26 protein-coding genes and 1 tRNA gene (1 of these 27 cut by a window edge) are annotated in these 25000 nt (G+C 47.5%); 5 read left to right on the top strand and 22 right to left on the bottom strand.

All coding sequences use genetic code 11. The features are described 5' to 3' along the window. From RHOM_RS00125 to RHOM_RS00100, 8 genes are all read right to left on the bottom strand, one after another. Nucleotides 1-11, bottom strand: a tRNA-Ser gene (locus RHOM_RS00125) (it extends 78 nt beyond the left edge of the window). 717 nt (nucleotides 12-728) lie between these two features. Next, nucleotides 729-1139, bottom strand: coding sequence for a PaaI family thioesterase (locus RHOM_RS00120; protein ID WP_143761620.1), 411 nt, complete (start codon nucleotides 1137-1139; stop codon nucleotides 729-731). Further along, nucleotides 1123-1674 (bottom strand): RHS repeat-associated core domain-containing protein, encoded by a 552-nt coding sequence (locus RHOM_RS18355; RefSeq protein WP_278244842.1) that lies wholly within the window; start codon nucleotides 1672-1674, stop codon nucleotides 1123-1125. The genes RHOM_RS00120 and RHOM_RS18355 overlap by 17 nt, the downstream gene beginning before the upstream one ends. Nucleotides 1675-1680: 6 nt before the next feature. Continuing rightward, a complete protein-coding gene (locus tag RHOM_RS17820) occupies nucleotides 1681-2034 on the bottom strand; it encodes a hypothetical protein (protein ID WP_014078246.1) in 354 nt (117 codons plus the stop codon). A 68-nt stretch (nucleotides 2035-2102) separates the two neighbouring features. Continuing rightward, nucleotides 2103-2411 (bottom strand): hypothetical protein, encoded by a 309-nt coding sequence (locus RHOM_RS00110; protein WP_014078245.1) that lies wholly within the window; start codon nucleotides 2409-2411, stop codon nucleotides 2103-2105. Between the two features lie 7 nt (nucleotides 2412-2418). Next, nucleotides 2419-2820: a hypothetical protein gene (locus tag RHOM_RS17250; RefSeq protein ID WP_143761618.1), complete on the bottom strand. Its 402-nt coding sequence runs from the start codon at nucleotides 2818-2820 to the stop codon at nucleotides 2419-2421. Nucleotides 2821-2830: 10 nt separating this feature from the next. Then, nucleotides 2831-3829 carry a Gfo/Idh/MocA family protein gene (locus RHOM_RS00105; protein WP_014078244.1) on the bottom strand — a complete coding sequence of 333 codons (999 nt, stop codon included), beginning with the start codon at nucleotides 3827-3829 and terminating at the stop codon, nucleotides 2831-2833. A gap of 33 nt (nucleotides 3830-3862) precedes the next feature. After that, entirely contained in the window at nucleotides 3863-4798 is a 936-nt protein-coding gene (locus RHOM_RS00100) for a DUF1848 domain-containing protein (RefSeq protein WP_014078243.1), read from the bottom strand. A gap of 138 nt (nucleotides 4799-4936) precedes the next feature. Here RHOM_RS00100 and RHOM_RS16670 point away from each other — a divergent pair, with 138 nt between their 5' ends. The 5 genes from RHOM_RS16670 (at nucleotide 4937) to RHOM_RS00075 (ending at nucleotide 9511) form a co-directional block, all read left to right on the top strand. Further along, complete coding sequence (locus RHOM_RS16670) at nucleotides 4937-5701, top strand: Crp/Fnr family transcriptional regulator (protein WP_014078242.1); 765 nt, start codon at nucleotides 4937-4939, stop codon at nucleotides 5699-5701. A 122-nt stretch (nucleotides 5702-5823) separates the two neighbouring features. Beyond that, nucleotides 5824-7020 (top strand): ABC transporter substrate-binding protein, encoded by a 1197-nt coding sequence (locus RHOM_RS00090; protein WP_014078241.1) that lies wholly within the window; start codon nucleotides 5824-5826, stop codon nucleotides 7018-7020. Continuing rightward, the gene (locus tag RHOM_RS00085) at nucleotides 7020-8048 is read left to right on the top strand and encodes a FecCD family ABC transporter permease (RefSeq protein WP_014078240.1); all 1029 of its coding nucleotides are present in this window, start codon (nucleotides 7020-7022) and stop codon (nucleotides 8046-8048) included. Before RHOM_RS00090 ends, RHOM_RS00085 begins: the two co-directional genes overlap by 1 nt. Continuing rightward, on the top strand, nucleotides 8045-8845 hold the full coding sequence (locus RHOM_RS00080) for an ABC transporter ATP-binding protein (protein WP_014078239.1): 801 nt from the start codon (nucleotides 8045-8047) through the stop codon (nucleotides 8843-8845). Before RHOM_RS00085 ends, RHOM_RS00080 begins: the two co-directional genes overlap by 4 nt. A 15-nt stretch (nucleotides 8846-8860) precedes the next feature. After that, the gene (locus RHOM_RS00075) at nucleotides 8861-9511 is read left to right on the top strand and encodes a cupin domain-containing protein (RefSeq protein ID WP_014078238.1); all 651 of its coding nucleotides are present in this window, start codon (nucleotides 8861-8863) and stop codon (nucleotides 9509-9511) included. A gap of 54 nt (nucleotides 9512-9565) precedes the next feature. Here the strand turns inward: RHOM_RS00075 and RHOM_RS00070 are convergent, their stop codons facing one another. The 14 genes from RHOM_RS00070 to dnaA all read right to left on the bottom strand — a co-directional run bounded on the left by RHOM_RS00070 (nucleotide 9566) and on the right by dnaA (nucleotide 25000). Beyond that, a complete protein-coding gene (locus tag RHOM_RS00070; protein WP_014078237.1) occupies nucleotides 9566-10126 on the bottom strand; it encodes a Fe-S-containing hydro-lyase in 561 nt (186 codons plus the stop codon). Between the two features lie 71 nt (nucleotides 10127-10197). Next, nucleotides 10198-11043, bottom strand: a complete 846-nt coding sequence (locus RHOM_RS00065) for a fumarate hydratase (RefSeq protein WP_014078236.1) — start codon at nucleotides 11041-11043, stop codon at nucleotides 10198-10200. A 38-nt stretch (nucleotides 11044-11081) separates the two neighbouring features. Next, a complete protein-coding gene (locus RHOM_RS00060) occupies nucleotides 11082-12245 on the bottom strand; it encodes a putative ABC transporter permease (RefSeq protein ID WP_014078235.1) in 1164 nt (387 codons plus the stop codon). A gap of 83 nt (nucleotides 12246-12328) precedes the next feature. Further along, nucleotides 12329-12712: an aspartate 1-decarboxylase gene (panD, locus tag RHOM_RS00055; protein WP_014078234.1), complete on the bottom strand. Its 384-nt coding sequence runs from the start codon at nucleotides 12710-12712 to the stop codon at nucleotides 12329-12331. Between the two features lie 3 nt (nucleotides 12713-12715). Then, entirely contained in the window at nucleotides 12716-13564 is an 849-nt protein-coding gene (gene panC / locus RHOM_RS00050) for a pantoate--beta-alanine ligase (RefSeq protein WP_014078233.1), read from the bottom strand. Between the two features lie 28 nt (nucleotides 13565-13592). Then, nucleotides 13593-14420, bottom strand: a complete 828-nt coding sequence (gene panB, locus RHOM_RS00045) for a 3-methyl-2-oxobutanoate hydroxymethyltransferase (protein WP_014078232.1) — start codon at nucleotides 14418-14420, stop codon at nucleotides 13593-13595. A 51-nt stretch (nucleotides 14421-14471) separates the two neighbouring features. Continuing rightward, a complete protein-coding gene (locus RHOM_RS00040) occupies nucleotides 14472-15374 on the bottom strand; it encodes a Rossmann-like and DUF2520 domain-containing protein (protein WP_014078231.1) in 903 nt (300 codons plus the stop codon). A 246-nt stretch (nucleotides 15375-15620) separates the two neighbouring features. Continuing rightward, on the bottom strand, nucleotides 15621-16100 hold the full coding sequence (locus RHOM_RS00035) for a hypothetical protein (RefSeq protein ID WP_014078230.1): 480 nt from the start codon (nucleotides 16098-16100) through the stop codon (nucleotides 15621-15623). 129 nt (nucleotides 16101-16229) lie between these two features. Beyond that, entirely contained in the window at nucleotides 16230-18860 is a 2631-nt protein-coding gene (gene gyrA / locus RHOM_RS00030; protein ID WP_014078229.1) for a DNA gyrase subunit A, read from the bottom strand. Nucleotides 18861-18912: 52 nt separating this feature from the next. After that, the gene (gene gyrB, locus RHOM_RS00025; protein ID WP_014078228.1) at nucleotides 18913-20835 is read right to left on the bottom strand and encodes a DNA topoisomerase (ATP-hydrolyzing) subunit B; all 1923 of its coding nucleotides are present in this window, start codon (nucleotides 20833-20835) and stop codon (nucleotides 18913-18915) included. A 45-nt stretch (nucleotides 20836-20880) separates the two neighbouring features. Then, nucleotides 20881-21969, bottom strand: a complete 1089-nt coding sequence (recF, locus tag RHOM_RS00020) for a DNA replication/repair protein RecF (protein WP_014078227.1) — start codon at nucleotides 21967-21969, stop codon at nucleotides 20881-20883. Continuing rightward, nucleotides 21966-22181 carry an RNA-binding S4 domain-containing protein gene (locus RHOM_RS00015; RefSeq protein WP_014078226.1) on the bottom strand — a complete coding sequence of 72 codons (216 nt, stop codon included), beginning with the start codon at nucleotides 22179-22181 and terminating at the stop codon, nucleotides 21966-21968. The genes recF and RHOM_RS00015 overlap by 4 nt, the downstream gene beginning before the upstream one ends. Nucleotides 22182-22201: 20 nt before the next feature. After that, nucleotides 22202-23314: a DNA polymerase III subunit beta gene (gene dnaN / locus RHOM_RS00010; protein ID WP_014078225.1), complete on the bottom strand. Its 1113-nt coding sequence runs from the start codon at nucleotides 23312-23314 to the stop codon at nucleotides 22202-22204. A gap of 330 nt (nucleotides 23315-23644) precedes the next feature. After that, nucleotides 23645-25000 (bottom strand): chromosomal replication initiator protein DnaA, encoded by a 1356-nt coding sequence (gene dnaA / locus RHOM_RS00005; RefSeq protein WP_014078224.1) that lies wholly within the window; start codon nucleotides 24998-25000, stop codon nucleotides 23645-23647.

Below are 25000 nucleotides of genomic sequence, written 5' to 3'. Positions count from 1 at the left end.
AGTACTTCTCCAAAGTTCTTATCTGACAATATGATATTGTTCTGCGCCGTGACGCATAGATAATAATACTAGAAGTTTCTCCGTTTGTCAATGGAAATATTCAAATTTTATTTTCAAAGGAATTGCCGCTATAAGCATAGCGCTCTTTAGGGCGATAAGTAATATTACTAAGAAACACAACTTCGGGATTTCATGTGGAAATGCAAATGGAATATTCGTTGGAGAAAAATGTGAGCATTTCTTCCGGCTGAATGTTTGCATCGGATTCCGTGTCTCTTCCACGTTTGGACAATCCGACGGGTGCATGTCCGGCACACCGGAGACAATGGGCGGACTTTCTGGTGTCCCTAATGGCACCTCTTCACAGACAATATAAAACCGCGCGAACCGAACTCGCCAGCATCTGCTATTGAAAATAGGGCAGATGCCGACTCAGACAGCGGCTTCGCGCGGTTATGTTTTGTTCAGAGGTGCCAATAAGGGACACACACAAAAGTCCTACAAATTGTCTTCCGGGATACGGACATGACCCGCGGAGTGCTCCAAACTTGGAAAGACACGGATCATCGAAGATGCAAACATCCGGCTGGTTAGAAATGCCACATTTTTTGAACCGAATTTCCATTTGCATTTCCAGCTGAAATCCCACGGTGTGGTCTTTTTATAATATTACTTATCACTCCAAAGCACGATATGCTTATTGCGACAATCCATTCAGCGTATTTTTATTATTCGTCTCTTTTTCTTATACTATAGAAAGTAAAGCTTCCATCTATGAGGAGCGTCTGCTCATCGTTTAACAGTTCTACCCGGACAACCGTGATCTTCCTTCCGTGGCGCAGCACCCTCGCTTTGCAGTAGACATACTCTGTATGTTCCACCGGAAGCAGATAATTCATCGACGCATCCAGCATGGTGACGTATTCCCTGTAAGTGGATGCCGCTATGCCGGATAGCGTGTCCGCGAGGGAATATGCACAGCCTCCGTGCATTCCCCCGTAGATATTCTCGTATTGCTTTGCCAGACGGATCCGCCCAAGCGCATATCCTTCCGTCACTTCGAGAAGTTCCATGCCTATATGCTGTGCAAACGGATTCTTCCGCACGATCTCTTTCATATCCTCAAACGTTTGATTCATTACCACTCTTACTGCCGCTTTCATCCCCTTTTGCCGCAAAGAACTGCAAATTCATTGGCATCAATTGGGAATTACTTGCTTTCTTCTGCGCATTAAGCCTTTCCTGGGTTCTCCAGTCGGTGTTGACATTATCTCTTGGGGAAGTCGCTGTGTAATCAGGACCGCTCTTCTTTACATTGTTGGCAGCATAGTTCTTTGCCCTCTCCTCACCATGGACAATCTCATAGTTTGCCAGCTTCTTCGCATCTGTTGCATTATATCCCTGACTCTTGTACTTATTGTATAAGTCCTGTTTCGAGTTTGCATCAGGATAGCACTGCGTTGCAAGCTTTGCTGTATCCGGGTCTGCCCCTGCATTAATGTACTGCTGTTCTTTCCTGCTGTATGGGCTGTTCTCCTTCGTTCCATGTCCTGTCGGGTCATGGTTAAGGATCGGGTTATTCCGGCAGTAGGTATACAGGTTCAGTCCGTCGCCATAGTAGGTATCTTCCTGTGTGAATCTGGCAATGACAGGGTTATAATATCTTGCCCTCAGGTAATACTATCCCGTCAGAGGATCGTACTGCTCTCCCATATAACGGAAGCGGTTCTCTACCTGCTCCTTGCAGCTTATGGTATTCCCAAAGGCATCATACTCATATTGATTGAGTATTCTGTCCTGCTCTCTTCCCTGTGCTGATACTCCGCTCTCCTTATCCTCATCTCTGATGATATGGCTCACACTGCCCTGTTCATCGGATACATAATGGTAATACGTCTTGGCGTTCTCGCTGTCAGAACTGATTAAGCCCAGTCCACGTATATAACGGATGATGTTGCCGCTGCAGTCTTTCTCTGCGACTACTTCCCTATCCTCATTATAGAGGAACTGCACTAATCTGCCGTTCTCTTCCATCTCTGCACGAAGACCCTCGGCATCATAACAGTTCTTCTGAATGTCCGAAAGTATAACCCTGATTATAACTATTTTAAATATTCATTTGACTTAAATATATACTTTTTCATAAGTTCCGCTCTTTTATTATCTAGTTCTGATGTTCCAATTTGAACATCAAACTTAAAGAAAAACCTATCTGATATTTCATTTTCTAAAGATTTCAATTCGTCTTTATCTGTATGATTCTTTAAAAAATCCATCCAATCTCTGGCTTCATTTTCATTCTGAATCAATAAATAATCTTTTTCCTCCTTCTTCATTAATTCAATAGTTTCTATTAACTCACTCAATATTACTATTAATTCGTTATGTTTTTCGTCGTCAATCTTGTTCATAATTTTCTCACTTCCACGTTGCAGGTGTTATCTCAATCCAATCTGCAGGTACTGCTCTATAATCAATATATGCTTGATGTGCCCCACCATATAATCCCATTCCTTGTGGTCCAACTTTTCCTTCTAAAGCTCCTAAAGAAGAACCTTCTGGTATAGTCATCTTATATAAAGTAGATGCATCATTACAGAACTCCTGTTTAATTGCATAATCCACTCTCCATTGATATTCAGTTGCAGGAGGTGGTTCTAAACTCCAAAATCCGCCATTTTTTCCACCAATTCTATATAATGTAGTCCCGCCTTCATACGTAGTAGGTGTTGCTTTTCCTCCTGCAAAGGAATTTAAAACATTTCGTTCCCATTGTGAACCTTCTGGTAATGTTGGTACTCCTACATTTTTTTGTGTCAAACTAGTTGTTTTACCACTCTTCTCCCGGATATTTCATGTTCCACTCTTTGCGCAGACCGGTCATGAGTTCCATGACGTCACGGGTATCTTTTAAGCGCATTACCCCGGTATTTCCGTTCAAGATAGCATCTTCCATGTCTGTCATTTCATACAATAATGCATCCGCCGTTGCACCTGCCGTGATCTCATGCACCTTTCCGGTCTCTGCTTCCACAACGATAGCACGGTCGGCGCGCGGATATTCCATGATCTCTATATATCCTTTTTCACAGCTGATTACAGCGCGCTTTGGCTGTTTGGAGTGTAGGGACAGCGACAGCGCCGCCATCTGTCCGTCCGGATTCATCAGAAGAATTCCCTCCTGTTCATCCGCGCCGGTCGGTGCGTATTTTACCTGGGAAAGTACTTGATCAGGCTGGCTTGACATAAAGCTTCTTGCAATGGAAAGTGCATAGACACCGATGTCTAAGAGTGCTCCGCCCGCCAGATTCATATTGAAGAACCGGTTCTTCATATTATATTCCTTGTAGCTTCCGAAATTGAGCTGGATAAACTGCACCTTCCCGAGTGCCGGAATCTCTCCATCCCCCGTCTCAACAATCTGCCAGAGCTTCTTATATAAAGGCATATGCCAGATCGTCATCGCCTCCGCAAACACAACATGGTGCTCCTCTGCAAGCGCAATCGCCTCCGCAAGCTCACGGCTGTTTAACATGACTGATTTTTCACAGAGCACATGCTTCCCGCCTGCAAGTGCCTCGCGGGCGAATTCGATATGCGTATTGTGCGGCGTGGTAATATAAATGACATCGACGTCGGGATCATGGAACATTTCCTGAAAATCGTCGTATACCTTCTGTACACCGTACTTCTCCGCAAATGTGACCGCTTTCTCATGTGTGCGGTTGCCGACCGCGTAGAGATGCTTTCCCATATGCTCTAAGGCCTGTGCCATTTCATTTGCGATGACACCGCATCCCAATACTGCCCAGTTCAACTCTTTTTTCATTGTGGTACCTCCTGCATGATTTTACTTTTTTTATCAATACAAATCAAAAATACTCATCTGTGGATCTTTCCAGGAACGCTGGATTGCATCTTTTACAATGTCTGTGCTCTGCACATGCCCGATCAGAAGCGGCGAGCGGGGATCATGCTGCAGCCGGTTCTCCCGGACGGTGCGGCTGTCATAGTTGGCATAGCAGTACAGACATTCATGTCCGCAGGTGTTATAAGCACCGATGTCTGCGCCGAGCAGGCAGGAGCACTCACCTCTCGCCCGTTTCTGCTGTGGCACCTTCAATCTGCACCCGATGGCACGTTCCAATACAGACTGCGATAAACAACCGTCCGCATCCACATTCTGCCGGACAAGACTGCGGTTCTCACAGCACAGATGAATCTGAAGATGCTGCTTTTCCGCTATCTCGGAAAACGCCGCAATCAGACGCTCCTGCTGCTCCTTTCCGACGCTCCTTACGCCCGGAAAGTTCCGCCTGGTTTTTTCATATAAATCAATAAAACTCACCACGCACTGCCCGGTATATCCGGACAGCTTCTCTGCAAACTCCCCGAACTTTTCCACATGATACTGCTCGGTGTAGGTCTCATTTAAAAAGACGGGATCATAACGGAAGCTGACACGTTCTCTTCCCACGCTCTCCGACAATCTGCAAAATGCCTCCGCGACGAGGTTCTTATCAGGCACACGAGGTTCTATCTCCCTGCCGTAAGGCGTGATCGTCACAAACCAGAACATGATAAACGCATCCAGCAGCGGAAGGCGGTCCAGCATAGGCAGCGGATTTTTCGTACAGAATACAAGTGCATCCACCACCGCAGGGTCGATCCGGTATCTTGTTATCTGCGTGGGATAATACGGATTGCGCACCAGAACTTCTCCCGCGCGGACCCGCTCATAGAACCAGTCGCTGTAATACGCCGGTATGTCTGTCCTGCTTCCTGTATTCAGTATCATACCCTTCACCTCCGCATATCCAGATTATACCCTATTTTTTCCTGTTTTTCACTTCTGAATTTTGCTCCCCGGACGGATGGTATCCTTCCCGAAATTGATTTTATGTAAACCTTGACTTCTCCTGCCGGCAAAGTTATAATGTTAGAGTTGACTAACTCATTATTTTACCTGATTTCAAAAACGGAGGGCGGTTGCAGCGGCAACCGGAAATATATGATTATTGAAACAGCTCTATATCAGGATGTACTGGAACATTCCAGTATCTTCCGCCAATTACCAAAAGATAAATATCCCAATGTCCTGCGCTGCTTAAATGCGCGCGTGGTCGATTATCCGCAGGATGCATCCATCGCCGCACTCGGGGATTCCTCCGGCTGCTCCGGCATTCTGCTCACCGGCATGCTGGAAGAATATCTGGTCGACGAAAACGGGAACCAGATCATCATCAATCATCTGCGAAGCGGCGATGTCTTCGGCGCCGAGTCTGTGTGTGCCGGACAGGTAGCGAGTCATGTCTACATTCACACCGTGGAAAAAAGCAAGATCCTGATGCTCGATTTTGCCGCGCTCTTGTCGGAAAAAACATTTTCCTGCTCCTGCCGTATGCAGGTCACCACCAATCTGATGCAGGAATTTGCGCGCCAGGTGATGTTTTTTAACAGCAAAATACGGATTCTCAGTCAGAAAAAGCTGCGGGACAAGTTAAAGATCTATCTGCAGACGTTAGAGATCGCACCGGACGGAACGGTCTGCCTTCCTTACACCCGCAGAGAACTCTCGGAATATCTCTACGCGGACCGGAGCGCTCTCTCCCGCGAACTTTGCAAAATGCGCGACGAGGGGATTCTGAATTTTTCGGGTTCCAGGCTGCAGATTCTTGATCCGGATTTTCTGGCAATATAATCTTTTTTTGAGGCGGTTGCAATAGCAACCGCTTTTTCTTTCCTTTTCCAGTATTCTATGTCTCGTTGGTTAGTTTTAACTAACCAATAATTACATACTGATACCGTTCAGAGGGAGGAACTATGATAAAAAAGACAAAACTTACCGCTGCATTATTGACAGCTGCCATGGTACTGCAGCTTGCAGCCTGCGGAAGCAATGCGGCTTCCGGAACAGAGAATACTTCAGATAACGGAGCCACAGCAGCCACCGAGACTGCTGCCGCTTCCGAATCGGCGGAGAGCGTAGACACTGAAACTGCTGCCACCGAGGACACCGGCACCCACACCGTGGTTGACCATGCCGGCAACACTGTGGAAGTTCCGAATCACATTACCCGCGTGGTCATCGACCAGATTCCGATTCTCTCCACCTACATGTCCTATTTCGGCGGGGAAGCTCCTTATATCGTAGGCTACTGCGGTTCTTTCAAGGATACCATCTCAAAGACGGTTCTCAAAAATATCGCACCGGAGCTGATGGAATCCGCGGATACCGTCTATGCACAGAGCGATCTGAATATCGAGGAAATCATGAAGTTAGAACCGGATGTCATCTTATACAATGCCGGCAATACGGCACACGCGGAGATCTTACAGGAGAGTGGCATTCCGTGTATCGGATTTGCAACCGTCGGCCACGAGACAGAAGCTGATCCGTTAAACCGCTACAAACAGTGGCTGGATCTTCTGGAGGATGTCTTCGGTGAGGAAGGCAGAACCGATGCTTTCACTGCTGCCGGCGACGAGATTGTTGCGGATGTGGAGGCAAGGATTGCAACCGTTCCGGAGGATGAGCGCCCGAGCGCACTGATTCTGTGGAAATACAGCGACGGCGTACCACAGGTATCCGGCAACGGAACCTTTGGTACCTACTGGATGAAACACTTAGGCGTCACGGATGTTGCCGCGGAGGCAACCGGTTTTACACAGGTAAGCATGGAACAGATCTATGAGTGGAATCCGGATATTCTGTTTGTCGACGGTCCGGGACTCATCGGTCTTACCTCGGAGGACGTGCTGGAGAACAGGGTAGAGGGAACCGATTTCTCCTCCATCAAAGCTGTTCAGGACGGACGTGTCTATGACACAACGCTCGGCATGTGGAACTGGTTTACACCAAACCCGGACGCTCCGCTGGTATTCGCATGGCTTGCATGCAACACTTACCCGGAAGTTTTCGCAGACTATCCTCTGGAGGATACCATCCGTGAATATTACCATGACTGGTATGGCTACGATGTTACCGATGAGGAAATGGAGGAAATGCTTCAGTACTGATGAATGATAATTTTTTGATCAAACGGGGGCATTTTACACCGCTTGCCATTCTCTTCATGATACTGCTGCCGCTTGTCACCGCACTGATCTGTATCTGCCTCGGCAGAATGAATGTGCCGGTCGGCGACGTGATCGCCGTTTTCCGCGATGTTCTCACGGGAAATGAAGGACATGCGCAGAATTACTCCATTGTAATCAATCTGCGGCTGCCGCGGATTCTGATGGCAATTATTGTGGGAGCAGGTCTTACCTGCGCAGGAAACACGTTCCAATCGCTGTTTTCCAATCCACTGGCAACACCGGACATTCTCGGTGTTACCAGCGGCACCTGCGTGGGAGCGATCCTTGCGATCATCCTTTCCTGCGGTATTCTGGAGACACAGCTCATTGCACTTGCGTTCGGACTTGCCTCCGTATTTTTTACGTTAAAGATCGCAGGAAAAAATGAGAACCGCCAGGTGGTCTATCTTGTGCTGGCAGGCGTGATCGCCTCCTCCCTGTTTAACGCCATCGGCTCTCTGCTGAAATATACTGCCGACCCACAGGACAAGCTTCCGGAAATTACTTACTGGCTGATGGGCAGCTTCACAAGCGCCACTTATAAAAAATTGCTGATCGGTTCTCCGCTCATTCTCATTGGAATCGTCGTCATCTATCTGCTCCGATGGAGACTGAATATTTTATCCTTAAGCGAGGATGAAGCGAAAGCCAGCGGCATCCACTTAAAACGGACACAGATGATATTCATCCTGGCGTCGACGGTCATTACCGCCTCGGCGGTATCCATGTGCGGTCAGGTCGGCTGGATCGGTCTCTTAGTCCCGCACTGCGCCAGAATGCTTGTCGGAAGCAACAACCGTTATGTGGTTCCCATCAGCTTAAGTCTCGGTGCAAGCTTTATGATTCTGATTGACACACTTTCAAGAACCATCAGCGTCATCGAGCTTCCGCTGTCCATTCTGACCGCCATCATCGGAGCACCGGTCTTTATTTCACTGCTGAATAAGAACAGGAGCAATCTGCAATGATTCTTGAAATAAAAAATGGCTGTTTTGGATATCCCAAACAGGATATAATATTACCTGATATCAATCTCTCATTAGAGGAAGGTCATATTTTAGCAATCTTAGGTCCCAACGGTATCGGAAAGACCACACTATTAAAATGCATGATCGGTCTGCTCCCCTGGAGAGAGGGTGCGACTTTTCTGTACGGGCAGGACATCAAAACATTAAAACCAAAGGAATTGTGGAGCAATGTCTCCTACATTCCGCAGAGCCACGGTTTTGCTTTTTCCTACACCGGACTGGAAATGGTTATGCTCGGCCGCTGTTCGCATCTTGGCGTTTTTGAACAGCCCGGCAGACGGGAGATTGAGATGGCGGAAGCCATGATGGAGAAAACAGGCATCACGCATCTTGCCAAAAAGGACTGCAACCGCATGAGCGGCGGAGAACTTCAGATGGTACTGATTGCGCGCGCACTGATCAATGAACCGAAGCTGATCATTCTCGACGAGCCGGAAACAGGTCTTGATTTTCACAATCAGATTCTGGTTCTCAACATGATCGACCGGCTCTCCCACGAGGACGGCATCAGCGCAATCATGAACACGCACTATCCGACCAACGCCATGTCTGTCGCCGACGAGGCTTTTATGATGAATCACAAAGGCACTTTTTTCTACGGCAGCACGGAGAAGGTTCTGACAGAAAAGAATATTTCCGTGTCCTTTGACGTCAATGTGGTTGTCAATGAGTTCAGCCATCATCAAAAAAAAATAAAGAGCATCGTACCTGTCTCCCTGACAGACAAAGCGATGTGACAGAAAGGATCTACTATGTCAGAAGGCGTATTTACCATCGCAGCAAAGCGTCCGATCCGCGAGGAGATGACCATCTCACGAAATACCGGACTCGGCACTTCCAATTCCGCTACCTGGTTTTCCCTGGGCGCAGGCACATCCATCACACCGGAAAGCTACGATACGATGTCCATCTATATCGGAGCTGCCGGCACCGGAACGTTTCTCATCGGTGAACAGCCGGAAACAATGGATCTGCACCCGGATGAGATATTGCTCGTACCGGAGAGAACTCTCTGTGGTGTCAAAACCGGCGAGGGTTGTATCTATACAGAAATTATTACAAAAAAGGAGAACACTATGAACGATCTTGTAAAAACAAAAGAGGTATTGAATCTGAAGGAACTGATCTCTTACGAGGAGGGAAGCATTGCAAACGTGGATATCGTACACAACGACACGATGAAGTTTGTCCTCATGGCATTCGATGAGGGTACCGGACTGACACCACACCGCGCACCAGGCAACGCAATCCTGACCGCGCTTGAGGGTACAGCTGTCATCGGATACGAGGGTACCGACTATACCTTAAACGCAGGTGAGAGCTTCCGTTTTGAGAAGAACGGTCTGCACAGCGTAACCGCAAAGGGACGTTTCAAAATGTCTCTGCTGCTTGTTCTGGAATAAGACCGGAAGAAAAAAGAGCCGAAAGGCTCTTTTTTGTTGCAGGAAAATGACCCGCTACATTTCTTCTAATGTGTGATACTGTCGGATTGCTGTCTCGTAGAGGTTGTTTCCCTCGCGGTCGATCACGACGATAACCGGAAAATCTTTTACCTCGATCTTGCGGATTGCCTCCGCGCCGAGATCCTCATAGCATACAATCTCAGATTTTGTGATGCATTTGGAAAGCAGTGCGCCGGCTCCGCCGATGGCTGCAAAATAGACGGCGTGGTTGCGGATCACCGCGTCAATCACTTCTTTTGAGCGCTTTCCTTTTCCAATCATTGCCTTTTCACCGAGATCCAACAGTCTCGGAGCGTATTTGTCCATACGGGTGGCTGTGGTCGGTCCGGCAGATCCGATCGGACGTCCTTCCCTGGCGGGAGACGGTCCCATATAATAGATCGTCGCATCCTTGATGTCAATCGGAAGCTCCTCGCCCCGGTCCAATGCCTCGATCATGCGCTTATGTGCCGCATCGCGCGCCACATACATGGTTCCTGTCAGATAGACATAGTCCCCGGCTTTTAAATCTCTGGTAACCTCTTCCGTAATTGGTGTTGCAATATGTTTATCCATATCTTTTCCTCTCATCATCCTGCTTATCAACATTTCATTTTCTGTTTGTGGAAAACCCGGCATATTTTCTCTTACAGTGTTCTTACAACGTGCCGGTTCACGTGGCAGCAGATATTGACAGCCACCGGAAGTCCCGCAATGTGTGTCGGATAGGTATTGATGTTCACTGCAAGCGCCGTCGTCGTTCCTCCGAGTCCTCCCGGTCCGATTCCAAGCTGATTGATCTTTGAAAGCATCTCTTCCTCGAGATCTTTGACATAGGGGATATCGGAATGTTCATCGACCGGTCTCGTGAGCGCCTGCTTGGCGAGAAGCGCGCATTTTTCAAATGTACCGCCAATGCCGACTCCGACGACCATCGGCGGACATGCATTCGGCCCCGCATCCTTTACGGCGGTAAGAATCGCATGCCTGACTCCCTCGATGCCGTCCGCCGGTTTTAACATGAACACGCGGCTCATATTTTCACTGCCGAATCCTTTCGGCGCCATGGTGATCTTTACCTGATCGCCCGGCACGATGGAATAATGAATGACTGCCGGCGTGTTATCTTTTGTATTTTCACGAATGAGCGGATCACCGACAACGGATTTGCGCAGGAATCCCTCTGTGTATCCCTGACGGACTCCCTCGTTAACGGCATCCTCAATCGCTGCGCCCTCAAAATGGACATCCTGTCCGACTTCCAGAAAGATCACTGCCATTCCGGTGTCCTGACAGATCGGAATCATCTCCTCGTCCGCAATCTTTAAATTGTCCTGCAGCTGATGTAAAATCTTTTTCCCGAGTTCAGACTGTTCTGTGTCAGCGGCATGCTTCATCGCCGCATCCATATCCGCGGACAGATAATGATTTGCCTGTATACACATTTCTTTGATATTTTTTGTAATCTCATCTGTTTGAATTGTTCTTATCATACCGTTCTTCCTCTCCCTGTCTGCTGTATATGTGGCGTTTAGGATGCCTGATCTTTTTTGTTTTCGTCTTTCTTTTTGATATTAAAGTGAATCTTGAATTTTTCCAGCGTCTCGTTGTTATCCCGCGACTTCATATCCGGGAATGCCTTCATCAGACGCTGAAAACCAAAGCTTTTCTCCTCGTACAGCTTCTCGTAGCGCTCCATAAGTTCTGCACGCTCGCGCTTTTTCTCCTCGAGTGCAAGTTCGCGTTCGCGCTTTTTCTCCTCACGGGAAGCTGCATAATTCTCTGCCTTCTCGGCAAGCTTGTTCTTCGCTGTCTGCGGCAGTTCCGAAATACTCTCCTTGGTCTCTGAAAGCTTATCCTTCGCCGCTCCCGTCGTCTCCGCAAGCTTATCCTTCGCTGCCCCTGTCGTCTCCGCAAATTTATCCTTTGCTGCTCCCGTCGTCTCCGCAAGCTTATCCTTCGCCGCTCCCGTCGTCTCCGCAAGTTTATCCTTCGCTGTCTGCGGCAGCCCGTAAATATTTTCCTTCGTCTCGCTGATCTTATCCATCAGCTCCACATGTGTTTTCTGGAATTTCTCGGATTTTTCAATAACGTCTGTCACATTTTCATAGATATTTTCGCCGATCTCATCGGACAGCCGGTGAATAGACGCCGCCATCTCATCCATGACCTTTAAGCGCTTATTGAATTTCAGAATCGTCGTGACCGTGATGATGCAGTCTGCCGCGAACACGCACATGATAATACTGAGCAGCACTACGCCAAGCACGAACGGAATAAAGCGTATGGCTGCATAAATGATCGGATGAATGATATCCATGATAAAGGTACATGCCAGTCCCCAGTAGATCGAAAACTTCAGGCAGACGTAACCTTTGATGTTGAATGGCTTGTCAGAATAGTCCCACCACTTGTTGTGAAATACTTTTTCCAGAATATAACCCGTAATGTACTCCAGCACAGAGGTAAGAAGAAAAGATCCTGCAAACAGGATCAGCAGATTTTCTTTCAGAGGTGTCAGGATGGCCACCACAATCACCACGCCGCACCCGTAGATCGGACAGTACGGACCGTTCAAAAATCCACGGTTCACGAACTTTCCGGTATCGAGTGCTGCGTAGGATACCTCGGTACACCAGCCGATAAATGCATAGATAATAAAAATCCAGACCAGTTCATAAAAATTCTGCGGCATAATCATTCTCCTTTGTCCCGTGCTTTCTCCACGTACTCATAAGAATCATTATAGTCCATAGAATTTTATGAAACAATCCTATATTATCCGATTTCTCCGTGTTTTTCGTAATTTGTCACCTTTGTGACTTTATTTTTCTCATCCACGAAAAGCACCGTTGGACGAAGCTCTGATGCTTCCTCCGGCGTCACCTGCGCGTATGCCATCAGAATAATCTTGTCGCCGGTCTGCACCATGCGTGCCGCCGCACCGTTTAAGCACATCACGCCGCTGCCGCGCTCCCCGGCAATCGTGTAGGTCTCAAAGCGGGAGCCGTTGTTGACATCCACGATCTGTACCTTCTCGTATTCCAGGATTCCCGCCTGCTCCAGCAGATCCATATCCACGGTAATGCTCCCGACGTAGTCTAATTCCGCTTGTGTTACTGTTGCGCGGTGTATTTTTGCTTTTAACATTGTAATTGTCATCGCTTAGTTCTCCAATTCATACATAAAATTATCGATCAGTCTTGTCTTTCCGATATAGACTGCTATCGCGGCAAGGATTCCTCTGTCGATCTTCTCCACCTGCTGCATCGTGTCAAGATCTACGATTTTTACATAATCAATCTTTGCAAGCGGCTCTTTTTCAATCTCCGCTGTCATTGAGGCAAGAATTTTTTTGCAGTCGCGCTCTCCCTTTTCCACCATCTCTTTTCCGAGGAAGATGGAACGGCTCAACACAAGCGCTGCCTTCCGCTCTTCCGGCGACAGATAGGTGTTACGGGAACTTTTTGCAAGTCCGTCCTCCTCTCGGATGATCGGGCAGCCGGTAATCGTAAGCGGCATGTTCAGATCTTTTACCATTCTCTTGATAACCGCAAGCTGCTGCGCGTCTTTCTGTCCGAAATATGCGCGGTCCGGCGTCACAATATTGAAAAGCTTCGTCACAACCGTGCACACGCCGCGGAAGTGTACCGGTCTGCTGAGTCCGCAAAGCTCCTTGGTCAGTACATCCATATCGACATAGGAATAGAACTGATCCCCGTACATCTCCTCCGGCGTTGGATGGAAAATGAGATCCACGTCGTGCTCCTCGCAGAGCTTTGCATCATGTTTCAGATCTCTCGGATAGCTTGCGAGATCCTCCGTCGGCCCAAACTGCATCGGATTGACAAAAATACTCACAACGACTCTGTCATTCTCTCCGGCTGCATCGATCAAACTCATATGTCCCTCATGCAGGTAGCCCATGGTCGGCACAAAACCGATCGAAAGTCCTTCCTTTTTCCACTCCTTTACCTGTGCTCTTACTTCTTCTATGGTTGATACGATTTTCATAATCTGCTCCTTTCGCCATTTTTTATATTTAGTATAATTTATCAATCACCGAGTCATCGATCTTAAAGCAATGTTCCTCGCCCGGAAATGTTCCTTCTTTTGTCTCTTTGATATATGCTTTGACGCCCTCGCGCATCACCTCGCCGACATTCGCAAATACCTTCACAAACTTCGGACGGAAATCGCCGTACATGGCGAGCAGATCCTGGTAGACGAGCACCTGTCCGTCACAGCCTGCTCCCGCACCGATACCGATGGTCGGAATTGTAAGTTCCTCTGATATCTTAGCTGCCAGCTTCGCCGGCACACACTCCATCACGACCATGCAGGCACCTGCCGCTTCCACTGCTTTTGCATCAGCCAGAAGCTTTTTCGCTGCCTCCACATCTTTTCCCTGCACTTTGAATCCACCGAATGCATTGACAGACTGGGGGGTCAATCCGATGTGCGCCACAACCGGAATGGATGCCTTCACGATCGCCTCGATGTGAGGTGCAAATTCCACACCACCCTCCAGCTTTACCGCATTCGCGCGGCCTTCCTTCATCAGTCTTCCGGCATTGACCACTGCGTCGTACACGGATGTCTGGTAGGACATAAACGGCATATCCGCAACTACAAATGCATCTTTTGCACCGCGGGAGACCGCCGCCGTGTGATGAATCATATCTTCCATGGTCACAGAGAGCGTATCCTCATATCCGAGCATTACCATTCCCAATGAATCCCCGACGAGAATCGTGTTGACACCGGCTTCATCCATGATCTTTGCCGTCGTGTAATCATAAGCCGTCACCATGACGATCTTATCGTGTTCTTCCTTCTGCTTCTGTAACGTCAATACTGTGTTTTTCATGTTTCCCTCCACTTTTCCTGCGCCCCAGGCGCATAGACTGTGTTTTCATGTTTACACTGTTTCCGCGCATTCCGCGCCCGGGCTGTGTTCCCCGTCTCTGCACAATTTTCTCATCTCCGTGTAATCACGATCCGGATGCTTGCTCTGTGCGAAATCTGTGAGATATTCAGCACAGGAAGTATATATTTTCCGCTGTTTTTCATTTAACGCGGAAATATGTTTTTCTACGGTAGCACAGTCATTTCTCTCCAGCGGACCTGTGAGAGACTGCACGCATCCCTGTGTCAGAATGTGATCCAGATTTCCCTTTGCAAGTGCATAGAGCTCGCTTCGCGCTTCCTCCTGTGCGAATCCGCAGTCGAGAAGCAGCTGCTCGGACATGGAAAATAAGGCAGTCATATAGTTGGATGAGATTGCTGCCGCCGCGTGATATTTGATTTTGTCTTCTTTGGAAATGATACGGGTGCGATTGCCCATGGAATGGAAAAATGTCTCCAGATCCTTCACATAGGAGGAGTCCCCCTCGAGTGTGAACAATACGCCGGATAATTCTCTCCATGCATTTTCTTTGCTGCTGATTGCAGCAAGAGGATGTACGGAACATGCATGACAGTTCATGCTGTCCCAGTCTGAAAAGATGTCTGAACTGTAAAGACCGCTGCAATGACCGATCACTTTACCGGATACATAGGGCTTTGCCTGCTGCCACACTTCTGCGATGGCGGAATCCGGTACAGTAAATAGAATCATGCCGCAACTGCTGATGATTTCTTCTAAACTTTCATAACAGGTTGTCTGTGTAAATGCTGCTGCCCATGCAGCAGACGCGCGGGTCAGGCTGTAATAACCTCCTACGTTCCTGCCCTTTTCTTTAAAATATTTGCCAAGTGACACGCCGACCTTGCCGGCACCGATAAAACCGATCTGCATACGTTCGGTCTGTACATCATTCAATGAAATACAAACGCCTCCTCCCGGAAGCAGTATGCGGCACCTTTCCTGTGAAATCATGGTCTCCTCGATCCACGTCCCGTCGGAAACTGGCGGTCTAAGGTTCGTTCTCTTTTCTTCTACGGTATCATTTCCGCGCTGCGGAATATCATCCGTGATTTACTATAACACCTGGTATTTCAAATGTAAATAAAGGAATAAGAAAAACCCGCGGTCTTTTGACCGCGGGTTCCGATACATCTTTAATTTTTAGTTGTTTCCCTTATAAGACAGGAATTTTACAACTGCAATGATCGGGATCAGACCGGATACACAGCCGATTGCCTGTGTCTCGCTCTCCTGCTTACCCTCTAACTTTGCATACATCTTAGCGTAGCTGCATCCTAAGAATACAACGTTTAATACGATTGTGATGACATTTTCTACCGTGCCGTTTACCGGGATGAATAACAGTGCAACCGGTAAAATCCACCAGAGCTTGAATACCATTGCCGGAAGTTCAAGGCTTCCAAATAACTTTACCTTCTCGCCTTCCCCCTCTGCTGCTGCATCCGCACATGCATAAAATACACCGTATGGAATCCATGCAAGCCATGCATTTTTGTATCCCAGTGCCTTTAATGCCTTCATGTGGGAAACTGCATATAACACATAGCATGCTACCACAACAACAAGACATAACAGAATGACACCGATGCTTGCTCCAAGAATTGCTCCATAAGTACTCATATAACCTGTTCCTCCTTAATAGTAAAATCTCTCTTCACACTCTATCATATAGAAAAGGCTATACGATGTCAAATATATCTTTATATTTTTTTTATACTTTTTATTTTTCTTTTATTTTTAGAAAAATGCTTATTCCTTGTCACTGTCATCTCTGGCATCGTCTTCGGCACGTTTCAACAGCTCTTCCATCAGCTCATCATCCGTCTCGGAATTATCCGCTTGACCGGCTGCTTTCTTCGCATTTTCTGCTGCAAGAGCCGCGCTTGCCGCCTCTTCCTCATCGGTCAGAAGCTCAGAAGTATCGGCTGTCTCAAGCTCCTTATTTTCGCGCACCTTCGCAATGCTTGCCACAGTCACATTCTCGTCCAGATTGATCAGCTTGACACCGGAGGTAATACGTCCAAGAAGTGCCGTATCCGCTACCTTAATGCGGATAATGATACCCTCTGTCGTGATTAACATTATTTCATTGTCATGGTTGACTGCCTTGACACCGACGATATTACCTGTTTTCTCGGTAATCTTGTAGCACTTCACACCCTTACCGCCACGGTTCTGTGTGGTAAACTCGGAGATTAACGTGCACTTTCCGAGACCTTTTTCGGAAACGATCATCAGGGAATCTCCTTGGGATTCCATCTGCATGCCGACGACCTCATCTCCGTCTGTCAGGTTCATACCAATGACGCCCATGGATGTTCTGCCTGTTTTTCTTACGTCTGTCTCTTTAAACCGGATACACTGTCCGTATTTGGTGACAAGGAAAATATCCTGATTATTATCGGTCTTCTTCACCTCGATCAGCTCGTCGTCCTCGCGCAGATTGATGGCTGCAAGACCTGTCTTTCTCACATTTGCATAATCGGTAATCGGTGTCTTCTTCACGATACCTTTCTTTGTCGCCATGAAAAGGAAATGTCCCTCGGTGTACTCCCGTATCGGAATGACCGCAGTAATCTTCTCGCCCGGCTGCAGCTGAAGCAGGTTGATGATTGCGGTACCGCGCGCGGTTCTGCTTGCCTCTGGAATCTCATAAGCCTTCATGCGGTATACACGGCCGGTATTCGTGAAGAACATCAGGTAATGGTGCGATGTCGTCATCAGAAGTTCCTCGATGTAATCGTCATCAATGGTCTCCATTCCCTTGATTCCCTTGCCCCCGCGGTTCTGCGCACGGAAATTGTCAAGGCTCATACGCTTGATATATCCAAGCTTCGTCATGGTAATGACGGTATTGGTAACCGGAATCAAATCCTCCATGGAAATATCATATTCGTCAAAACCGATGGATGTTCTTCTGTCATCCCCGTACTTGTCGGCGATCAGAAGAATCTCCTCACGGATGACGCCGAGCAGCTTTTTCTTGTCGGCAAGAATTGCCTTCAACTCTGTGATGCGCTCCATCAATTCCGCGTATTCGTTCTCCAGCTTCTCGCGTTCCAGACCTGTCAGCGCACGCAGACGCATATCCACGATCGCCTGTGCCTGTACGTCCGTCAGCGAAAAACGCTCCATTAAGCGGTCTTTTGCTTCCTGGGTGTTCTTGCTGCTGCGGATAATGTTGATAACTTCATCGATATTATCAAGTGCTGTTAATAATCCCTGTAAGATATGGGCACGTTCTTCCGCCTTGTTCAGATCATATTTCGTTCTTCTGGTGACAACTTCTTCCTGATGGATCAGGTAATAGTTGAGCATCTCGTAAAGGTTTAAGACCTTCGGCTGATTGTCGACAAGCGCTAACATGATCACACCGAACGTATCCTGAAGCTGTGTGTGCTTGTACAGAAGGTTCAGCACGACATTCGGGTTCACATCACGGCGGAGTTCGATGCAGATTCTCATACCCTGACGGTCGGACTCATCCCGCAGATCGGTGATGCCGTCGATTTTCTTATCTCTGACAAGCTCCGCGATCTTCTCGATCAGACGCGCCTTGTTTACCATGTACGGAAGCTCTGTCACAACGATGCGGTTCTTGCCGTTCTGCATCGGCTCAATGCTGGTCACCGCGCGGACTCTGACTTTTCCGCGTCCGGTCCGGTATGCCTCGTTGATTCCGGCGGTTCCAAGAATCGTACCTCCGGTAGGAAAATCCGGTCCCTTGACGATCGTCAAAAGCTCCTCGATATCGGTTCCGCGGTCTTCCAACACCTGATTATCAATGATCTTTACCACACCGTTAATAACCTCGCGCAGATTGTGAGGCGGAATATTGGTTGCCATTCCGACAGCGATACCTGTCGTACCGTTGACTAACAGGTTCGGAAAACGGGACGGAAGCACTGTAGGCTCTTTTTCTGTCTCATCAAAGTTCGGAACAAAATCAACCGTATCTTTTCCGATGTCCGCAAGCATTTCCATGGAAATCTTGGAAAGTCTTGCCTCAGTGTATCGCATAGCAGCAGCGCCGTCACCATCGACGGAACCAAAATTTCCATGTCCGTCGACAAGCGGATAACGGAATGACCAGTCCTGTGCCATATTGACGAGTGCTCCGTAGATTGAGCTGTCGCCGTGCGGATGGTATTTACCCATCGTATCACCGACGATACGCGCACATTTACGGTGCGGCTTGTCCGGTCCGTTGTTCAGCTCAATCATGGAATAGAGGACACGCCTCTGTACCGGCTTCAAACCATCTCTTACATCCGGCAGCGCACGCTGTGCAATGACACTCATGGCATAGTCGATGTAGGAACTTTCCATTGTTTTCTTCAGATCCACATCATGTATCTGGTCAAAAATCTTGTCATCCATAGGATTTTTCTCCATTTCTATCAATTACATCATACTCTGTACAGTCCGTCTGTCAGATATCAAGATTCTGTACATACTTTGCATTTTCCTCGATAAATTCACGGCGCGGCTCTACCTTGTCTCCCATGAGCGTCGTAAATGTCACATCAATCTCAGAAGAATTCTCTTCATCAATCATGACACGCTTTAAGATACGCTTTTCCGGATCCATGGTCGTCTCCCAGAGCTGCTCAGCATCCATCTCACCAAGTCCTTTGTATCGCTGGATCTTGTTGTTGCCGTCGCGGCCGATCTCTGTCAGAATACTGTTTAATTCATTATCGTCGTACGCATACCACACGTTCTTGTTCTTCTCGATCTTATAGAGCGGCGGAGTAGCCAGATAGACATGTCCCTGCTTAATCAGCTCCGGCATGAAGCGGTACAAAAAGGTCAGCATCAGCGTCGCAATATGTGCACCGTCGACATCGGCATCGGTCATGATGATGATCTTGTTGTAGCGGAGCTTGCTGATATCAAAATCTTCATGAATACCGGTACCGAACGCAGTAATCATCGCTTTGATCTCAGCATTGCCATAAATCTTGTCTAATCTTGCCTTCTCCACATTCAAAATCTTACCGCGGAGCGGCAGGATCGCCTGCGTTGCACGGCTTCTCGCCGTCTTTGCGGAACCGCCGGCGGAATCTCCCTCTACAATAAAGATCTCGCAGTTCTTCGGGTCTTTGTCGGAACAGTCGGCAAGCTTGCCCGGAAGAGACATTCCCTCGAGGGCGGTCTTTCTTCTGGTGAGATCACGCGCTTTTCTCGCCGCTTCCCTCGCGCGCTGCGCGAGCAGTGATTTTTCACAGATGTTCTTCGCCACCGTAGGATTCTGCTCCAGGAAGTAGGTGAGCTGCTCGCTGACAACCGAGTCAACGGCGCCTCGCGCCTCGCTGTTGCCGAGCTTCTGCTTCGTCTGTCCCTCGAACTGCGGCTCCTCGATCTTGATGCTGATGATCGCCGTGAGTCCCTCGCGGATATCGTCTCCGGTGAGCGCCGGCTCCGTATCCTTTAAAATCTTATTCGCACGCGCATAGGTATTGAAAGTCTTCGTCAATGCATTACGGAAACCGGCAAGATGTGTACCGCCTTCCGGTGTGATGATATTATTGACAAAGCTGTAAGTCGCATCATTGTAGGAATCGTTGTGCTGCATGGCAACTTCCACATAGACTCCGTCCCTGGTTCCCTCGCAGTAGATGACTTCCGGATAGAGCGCTTCCTTGCTCTTGTTCAAGTAGGTCACAAATTCCTTGATACCGCCTGCATAGTGGAATTCGTGTGTATGCACCGGATCCACTCTGGCGTCGGAGAGCACAATTCTTAAGCCTTTTGTTAAAAAGGCGGTCTCGCGCAGTCTCTGTTTTAACGTATCGTAATCATAGACGGTTTCCTCAAAGATCGTTGGATCCGGATGGAAGGTAACCTTCGTTCCGTGTTTTTCGGCAGAACACTTACCGATAACCTTAACAGGTTCATCCGGCTTGCCAATCTTATAACTCTGACTGTAAATCTGTCCATCCTTGTATACCTCAACAGAAAGCTTCGTGGATAGGGCATTTACAACCGATGCTCCTACTCCGTGGAGACCGCCGGATACCTTATATCCGCCGCCGCCAAACTTTCCGCCGGCATGAAGCACCGTGTATACAACCTCCAGTGCAGACTTTCCGGCTTTGTGATTCATCCCGACCGGGATACCGCGTCCGTCATCCTCCACCGTGATGGAATTGTCCGGATTGATCGTCACTTCAATATTTTTACAATATCCGGCAAGCGCCTCATCAACTGCATTATCTACAATCTCATATACCAGATGATGAAGTCCTCTCGCAGATGTACTTCCAATGTACATTCCGGGTCTTTTTCTGACTGCCTCAAGTCCCTCTAATATCTGGATTTGATCTGCTCCGTATTCATTTTCTGTACCCATTTTATTCTCCATTTCTGCATCAGCCATAAAAACGGCTCACGCTTACTATATTGATCGCTCATATACATGACCGGCTATGACTTCAAATACCCGGTTTACCGTAAAACGATTTCTCACAAATTCATCCAGTCCCGTACAGGTAATGATGGTCTGCGTATCGGAAATATTGTTCAGCAGATAATTCTGACGGCTGCTGTCAAGCTCAGATAACACATCATCCAGCAGCAACACCGGCGTATCGGAAATGGACTTCCTCACAAGTTCAATCTCGGACAACTTCAGCGACAACGCCGATGTTCTCTGCTGTCCCTGTGAACCGTACTTTCGGATATCGACGTCACCGATCGAGAACAGCAGGTCGTCCCTGTGCGGTCCCACCGATGTCTGACAAAGCTTTTTGTCCTTTTCCTTCGCCCTGCTAAGTTCATCTTCAAAAAAGATATCGTCGATATTCGGCTCATATTTTAAAAAAAGCTCTTCCTTTCCGCCGGAAATGCGGTAGTGAATGTCACTTACAATCTCCCGGAGTTCATCCACGAACTGTTTTCTGCGTCGGATGATCTTCTTCCCGGTCTCAATGAGCTGCATGTCCCAGACAGGCAGCGTATCGGAAAGACTTGGCCGGTAGATCATGTCTTTTAGAAGCTTGTTGCGCTGCGCTAAGATTTTATTGTAATTTGTGAGGTCTGCCAGATAGATCCGATCCAGCTGGCACAATTCGGAATCTAAAAATCTGCGCCTCTCCGCCGGACCATTCTTGATAATATTCAGATCTTCCGGTGAAAAAAACACAATATTTAAAATTCCGAAAAGCTCACTGGCTTTTTTGATCGGAATCTTGTCGATGGCAATCCCCTTGGCGCGGTTCTTCTTCAGATGCATATCGATCTGATATTCTCTCCCACCGCGCACGACAACCGTTTTCAGATGAGCTTCTTCCTCACCGAAACGGATCATCTCCCTGTCACGGCTTCCTTTGTGGGACTTGGTCGTTCCGCTCATATATGCCGCTTCTAAGATATTTGTCTTGCCCTGCGCATTATCCCCGAATAAAATATTGGTTCCTTCATCAAAAGAAATCTCTAAATTTTCGTAATTTCTGAAATTCTTAAGCTCGATTGACCGAATGTTCATCTGACTATCTTTACTGTCTCGCCATTATAGGAAACAAGTTCACCGCCGTGCAGCTTTTTTCCTCTCTGCGTCTCTACTTCCCCGTTCACAGTTACAAGTCCATCCTGGATCACGAACTTGGCATCCACACCGGACTCCACAAGCCCGGCTTTTTTCAGTGCCTGTCCCAGTTTGATGAATTCATCCTCTTTGCGAATCTCTATTTCTATCATCTTTCTCCTACGCCTCGTTTCTAAACGGTGCTGGCATTAAAGTTCACCGGCAGTATCAGATAAATGAACTTTCCTTCATCATCCTTGATAAAACACGGTGCCTTTGGATTCACCATATAAAGGCTTACCTCCTCCTCATCGATCACGCGAAGCGCGTCAATGAAGAACTTCGGGTTGAATCCGATTAAAATATCCTTGCCATCTTTTACAATATCAATATCCTCATTCATAGAACCGATGAAGGAATTGATCTTTAACTCCATGTTTCCGTCTGTCACATTCATGATGATCGGCTTTTTGTCACCCTCTTTGACGAGGAGCGTCGCACGGTCGATACAGTCTAACAGCTCACGCTTGTTGATCTTGACCTTTGTCTCATAATCGGAGGAGAGCATCTGCTCGATCTTAAAGTATTCACCCTCGATCAGTCTGGAAACGACAGTCGTATCATCAAATTCAAATACAATGTGGTTGTCGGTCAGGAACATATTGACATCTTCCTCCGCGCTTCCCGGAAGAATCTTGCTCACTTCCTGCAGCGTCTTTCCAGGAACGACAACCTTCTTGTGCTCATAGTTATTCTTTAACTCGATGTTGCGGATGGAAATACGGTGGCCGTCGAGAGATACCACTTTCAAATGATTCTCCTCGATCTCAAAAAGCTCTCCCGTCATTAACTTGTTATTGTCGTTGTCCGCGATCGAGAAGATCGTCTGGCGAATGACTTCTTTTAAAGTGAATTGAGATAACGTGATGGCTTCATTTCTCTCGATATAAGGAATATAGGAAAAATCATCTCCGGATTTTCCTACGATATTGAACTTTGCTTTTTCACAGGTAATGGTCGTCTTAAAGGAAGCGTCTGTCTCAATCACAACATCACTGTCAGGAAGCTTTCTCACGATCTCGGAAAATATCTTGGCATCCAGAGCAATCACTCCGCGTTCTGCGATCTCACCTTCGATCTTCGTCTCGATTCCCAATTCCATATCATTGGCAGTTAATTTGATCTCATTGGCAGAAGCATCAATCAGGATACACTCCAGAATGGCCATCGTGGTTCTGGTTGGAACCGCTTTCGATACGATATTGACACCGTGCAGTAAATTTGATTTGGAACAGATCAGTTTCATAGTTGTTAATAACTCCTTCCTGTGGTTCGTGGAATATATGGTGCGCACGCCATACATGATTGTTATAAAAAGAGATTCAAAGTAATATTCTTAGGGGGTGTTTATATGTGAATAAGTCACACAGCCCTTGATCTATAAGACTTTCAGGTAAAAAATGAAGGGTGAAAGTCTGTGAATTACGTGCGGATGAAATCTGGACAACCTGTGAATAAAAAATTATGTAAACTTGAAAGAAAAATGTGAAAGAAACCTTAAGTGGTTTACATAATGATATTTATCCAGTTTCATGAACAAACCTTACACAATATTTCAACAACCGAATGTGAATATCTAGTTCGGGTTGATCTTTTTCTTGATGGTGTCGATGAGACTGCGTGTCGTCTCGTCCGACTCGTACTCATCCGAAATCTTCTGGACGCCGTGGATGATGGTAGAGTGATCTCTGCCGCCGAGCAGCGCACCGATGGAATCTAACGGTGTGTCGGTCATATTCTTACATAAATACATGGCAATCTGGCGCGGCCTTGCGATGTCTTTGCTCCGGTTCTTGGAGATCATCTGATCTAAGGAGATCTGGAAATGCTCCGATACGACCTCGATAATAAGCTGAGGCGTAATCTCCTTCGGCTTATCCGGAGTGATGATATTCTGAAGCTCCTTCTGGGCAATCTCCATTGTAATGTCCGTTTTCTCAAGGTTGGAGTAGGCGAGCAGTTTATTGAGCGCACCTTCCAGCTCACGGATGTTGGACTTGATGTTGGTTGCAATGTAATTAAGGATCTCGTCGCTTAAGTTCATTTCATCCGCTTCGATCTTTTTGCGGAGAATCGCCATTCGTGTCTCGTAGTCCGGTGTTCCGATGTCAGCCATCAGACCCCACTCGAAACGGGAACGGATACGTTCTTCCAGTGTCTCCATCTCTTTTGGCGGCTTATCGGATGTAAGAATAATCTGTTTGCCGGCGGAGTGGAGGGCATTGAACGTATGGAAAAATTCTTCCTGCGTACTTTCCTTACCTATAATAAACTGTACATCATCGATCATCAGAACATCGATGGTACGGTATTTTTCACGAAACTTGTTCATCGCGGCTGCATTACCGCTTCGGATGGACTCGATGACCTCGTTGGTAAATTCCTCGGAAGTCACGCAGATAATCTTCGCATCCGGATTGCGCTCCAGGATGAAATGACCGATGGAATGCATCAGGTGCGTCTTGCCGAGTCCCGGTCCTCCATAAATATAGAGAGGATTGTATGCCTCGCCCGGAGATTCCGCAACTGCGAGAGAAGCGGAGTGGGCAAAACGATTATTGCTTCCGACAACGAATGTATCAAACGTATAATTGGAATTCAGATTCGATTTGGATGCCGCTTCTGAGTAAAAAGGCTTTTTCTGTTTATTAGGAGAAGAAGCGATCGACTTCGCCTGTTCCGGAAGAATGAACTTGATCTCGTATTCTGTTCCGGTGATCTCTGTGATTGCTACTTTGAGAGGCAGATAGTACTTCTTGGAAATATAGCTGAGTCCCAACTGCTCGGACGGGACAAGGATATATGCGGTGTTCCCAGTGACACCATAAAATTCAAGGGGACGTAAGAATGTGTTAAAAGCAATGTCGCTGATGTCGTGTTCTGTCTTCACGGTCATCAGGATCTCGTCCCATTTTTCTAAAATCTGATCCAT

The sequence above is a fragment of the Roseburia hominis A2-183 genome, assembly GCF_000225345.1.
GTDB lineage: Bacteria > Bacillota > Clostridia > Lachnospirales > Lachnospiraceae > Roseburia > Roseburia hominis.
The sequence above is the reverse complement of the archived record's forward strand: the minus strand, read 5'-3'. Positions and strand labels throughout refer to the sequence as shown.

Bases quoted from the DNA above. Each gene is read 5' to 3' on its own strand.
- RHOM_RS00120 (WP_143761620.1), bottom strand. From the start codon at position 1,139: ATGAATCAAACGTTTGAGGATATGAAAGAGATCGTGCGGAAGAATCCG.
- panD (WP_014078234.1), bottom strand. From the start codon at position 12,712: ATGACAATTACAATGTTAAAAGCAAAAATACACCGCGCAACAGTAACA.
- RHOM_RS00065 (WP_014078236.1), bottom strand. From the start codon at position 11,043: ATGATAAGAACAATTCAAACAGATGAGATTACAAAAAATATCAAAGAA.
- panB (WP_014078232.1), bottom strand. From the start codon at position 14,420: ATGAAAAACACAGTATTGACGTTACAGAAGCAGAAGGAAGAACACGAT.
- RHOM_RS16670 (WP_014078242.1), top strand. From the start codon at position 4,937: ATGTTAGAGTTGACTAACTCATTATTTTACCTGATTTCAAAAACGGAG.
- panC (WP_014078233.1), bottom strand. From the start codon at position 13,564: ATGAAAATCGTATCAACCATAGAAGAAGTAAGAGCACAGGTAAAGGAG.
- recF (WP_014078227.1), bottom strand. From the start codon at position 21,969: ATGAACATTCGGTCAATCGAGCTTAAGAATTTCAGAAATTACGAAAAT.
- RHOM_RS00060 (WP_014078235.1), bottom strand. From the start codon at position 12,245: ATGCCGCAGAATTTTTATGAACTGGTCTGGATTTTTATTATCTATGCA.
- RHOM_RS00035 (WP_014078230.1), bottom strand. From the start codon at position 16,100: ATGAGTACTTATGGAGCAATTCTTGGAGCAAGCATCGGTGTCATTCTG.
- RHOM_RS00080 (WP_014078239.1), top strand. From the start codon at position 8,045: ATGATTCTTGAAATAAAAAATGGCTGTTTTGGATATCCCAAACAGGAT.
- RHOM_RS00105 (WP_014078244.1), bottom strand. From the start codon at position 3,829: ATGAAAAAAGAGTTGAACTGGGCAGTATTGGGATGCGGTGTCATCGCA.
- RHOM_RS17820 (WP_014078246.1), bottom strand. From the start codon at position 2,034: ATGGAAGAGAACGGCAGATTAGTGCAGTTCCTCTATAATGAGGATAGG.
- dnaN (WP_014078225.1), bottom strand. From the start codon at position 23,314: ATGAAACTGATCTGTTCCAAATCAAATTTACTGCACGGTGTCAATATC.
- RHOM_RS00100 (WP_014078243.1), bottom strand. From the start codon at position 4,798: ATGATACTGAATACAGGAAGCAGGACAGACATACCGGCGTATTACAGC.
- RHOM_RS00070 (WP_014078237.1), bottom strand. From the start codon at position 10,126: ATGGATAAACATATTGCAACACCAATTACGGAAGAGGTTACCAGAGAT.
- RHOM_RS00090 (WP_014078241.1), top strand. From the start codon at position 5,824: ATGATAAAAAAGACAAAACTTACCGCTGCATTATTGACAGCTGCCATG.
- gyrB (WP_014078228.1), bottom strand. From the start codon at position 20,835: ATGGGTACAGAAAATGAATACGGAGCAGATCAAATCCAGATATTAGAG.
- RHOM_RS00085 (WP_014078240.1), top strand. From the start codon at position 7,020: ATGAATGATAATTTTTTGATCAAACGGGGGCATTTTACACCGCTTGCC.
- RHOM_RS00110 (WP_014078245.1), bottom strand. From the start codon at position 2,411: ATGAACAAGATTGACGACGAAAAACATAACGAATTAATAGTAATATTG.
- RHOM_RS00075 (WP_014078238.1), top strand. From the start codon at position 8,861: ATGTCAGAAGGCGTATTTACCATCGCAGCAAAGCGTCCGATCCGCGAG.
- gyrA (WP_014078229.1), bottom strand. From the start codon at position 18,860: ATGGATGACAAGATTTTTGACCAGATACATGATGTGGATCTGAAGAAA.
- RHOM_RS00015 (WP_014078226.1), bottom strand. From the start codon at position 22,181: ATGATAGAAATAGAGATTCGCAAAGAGGATGAATTCATCAAACTGGGA.
- dnaA (WP_014078224.1), bottom strand. From the start codon at position 25,000: ATGGATCAGATTTTAGAAAAATGGGACGAGATCCTGATGACCGTGAAG.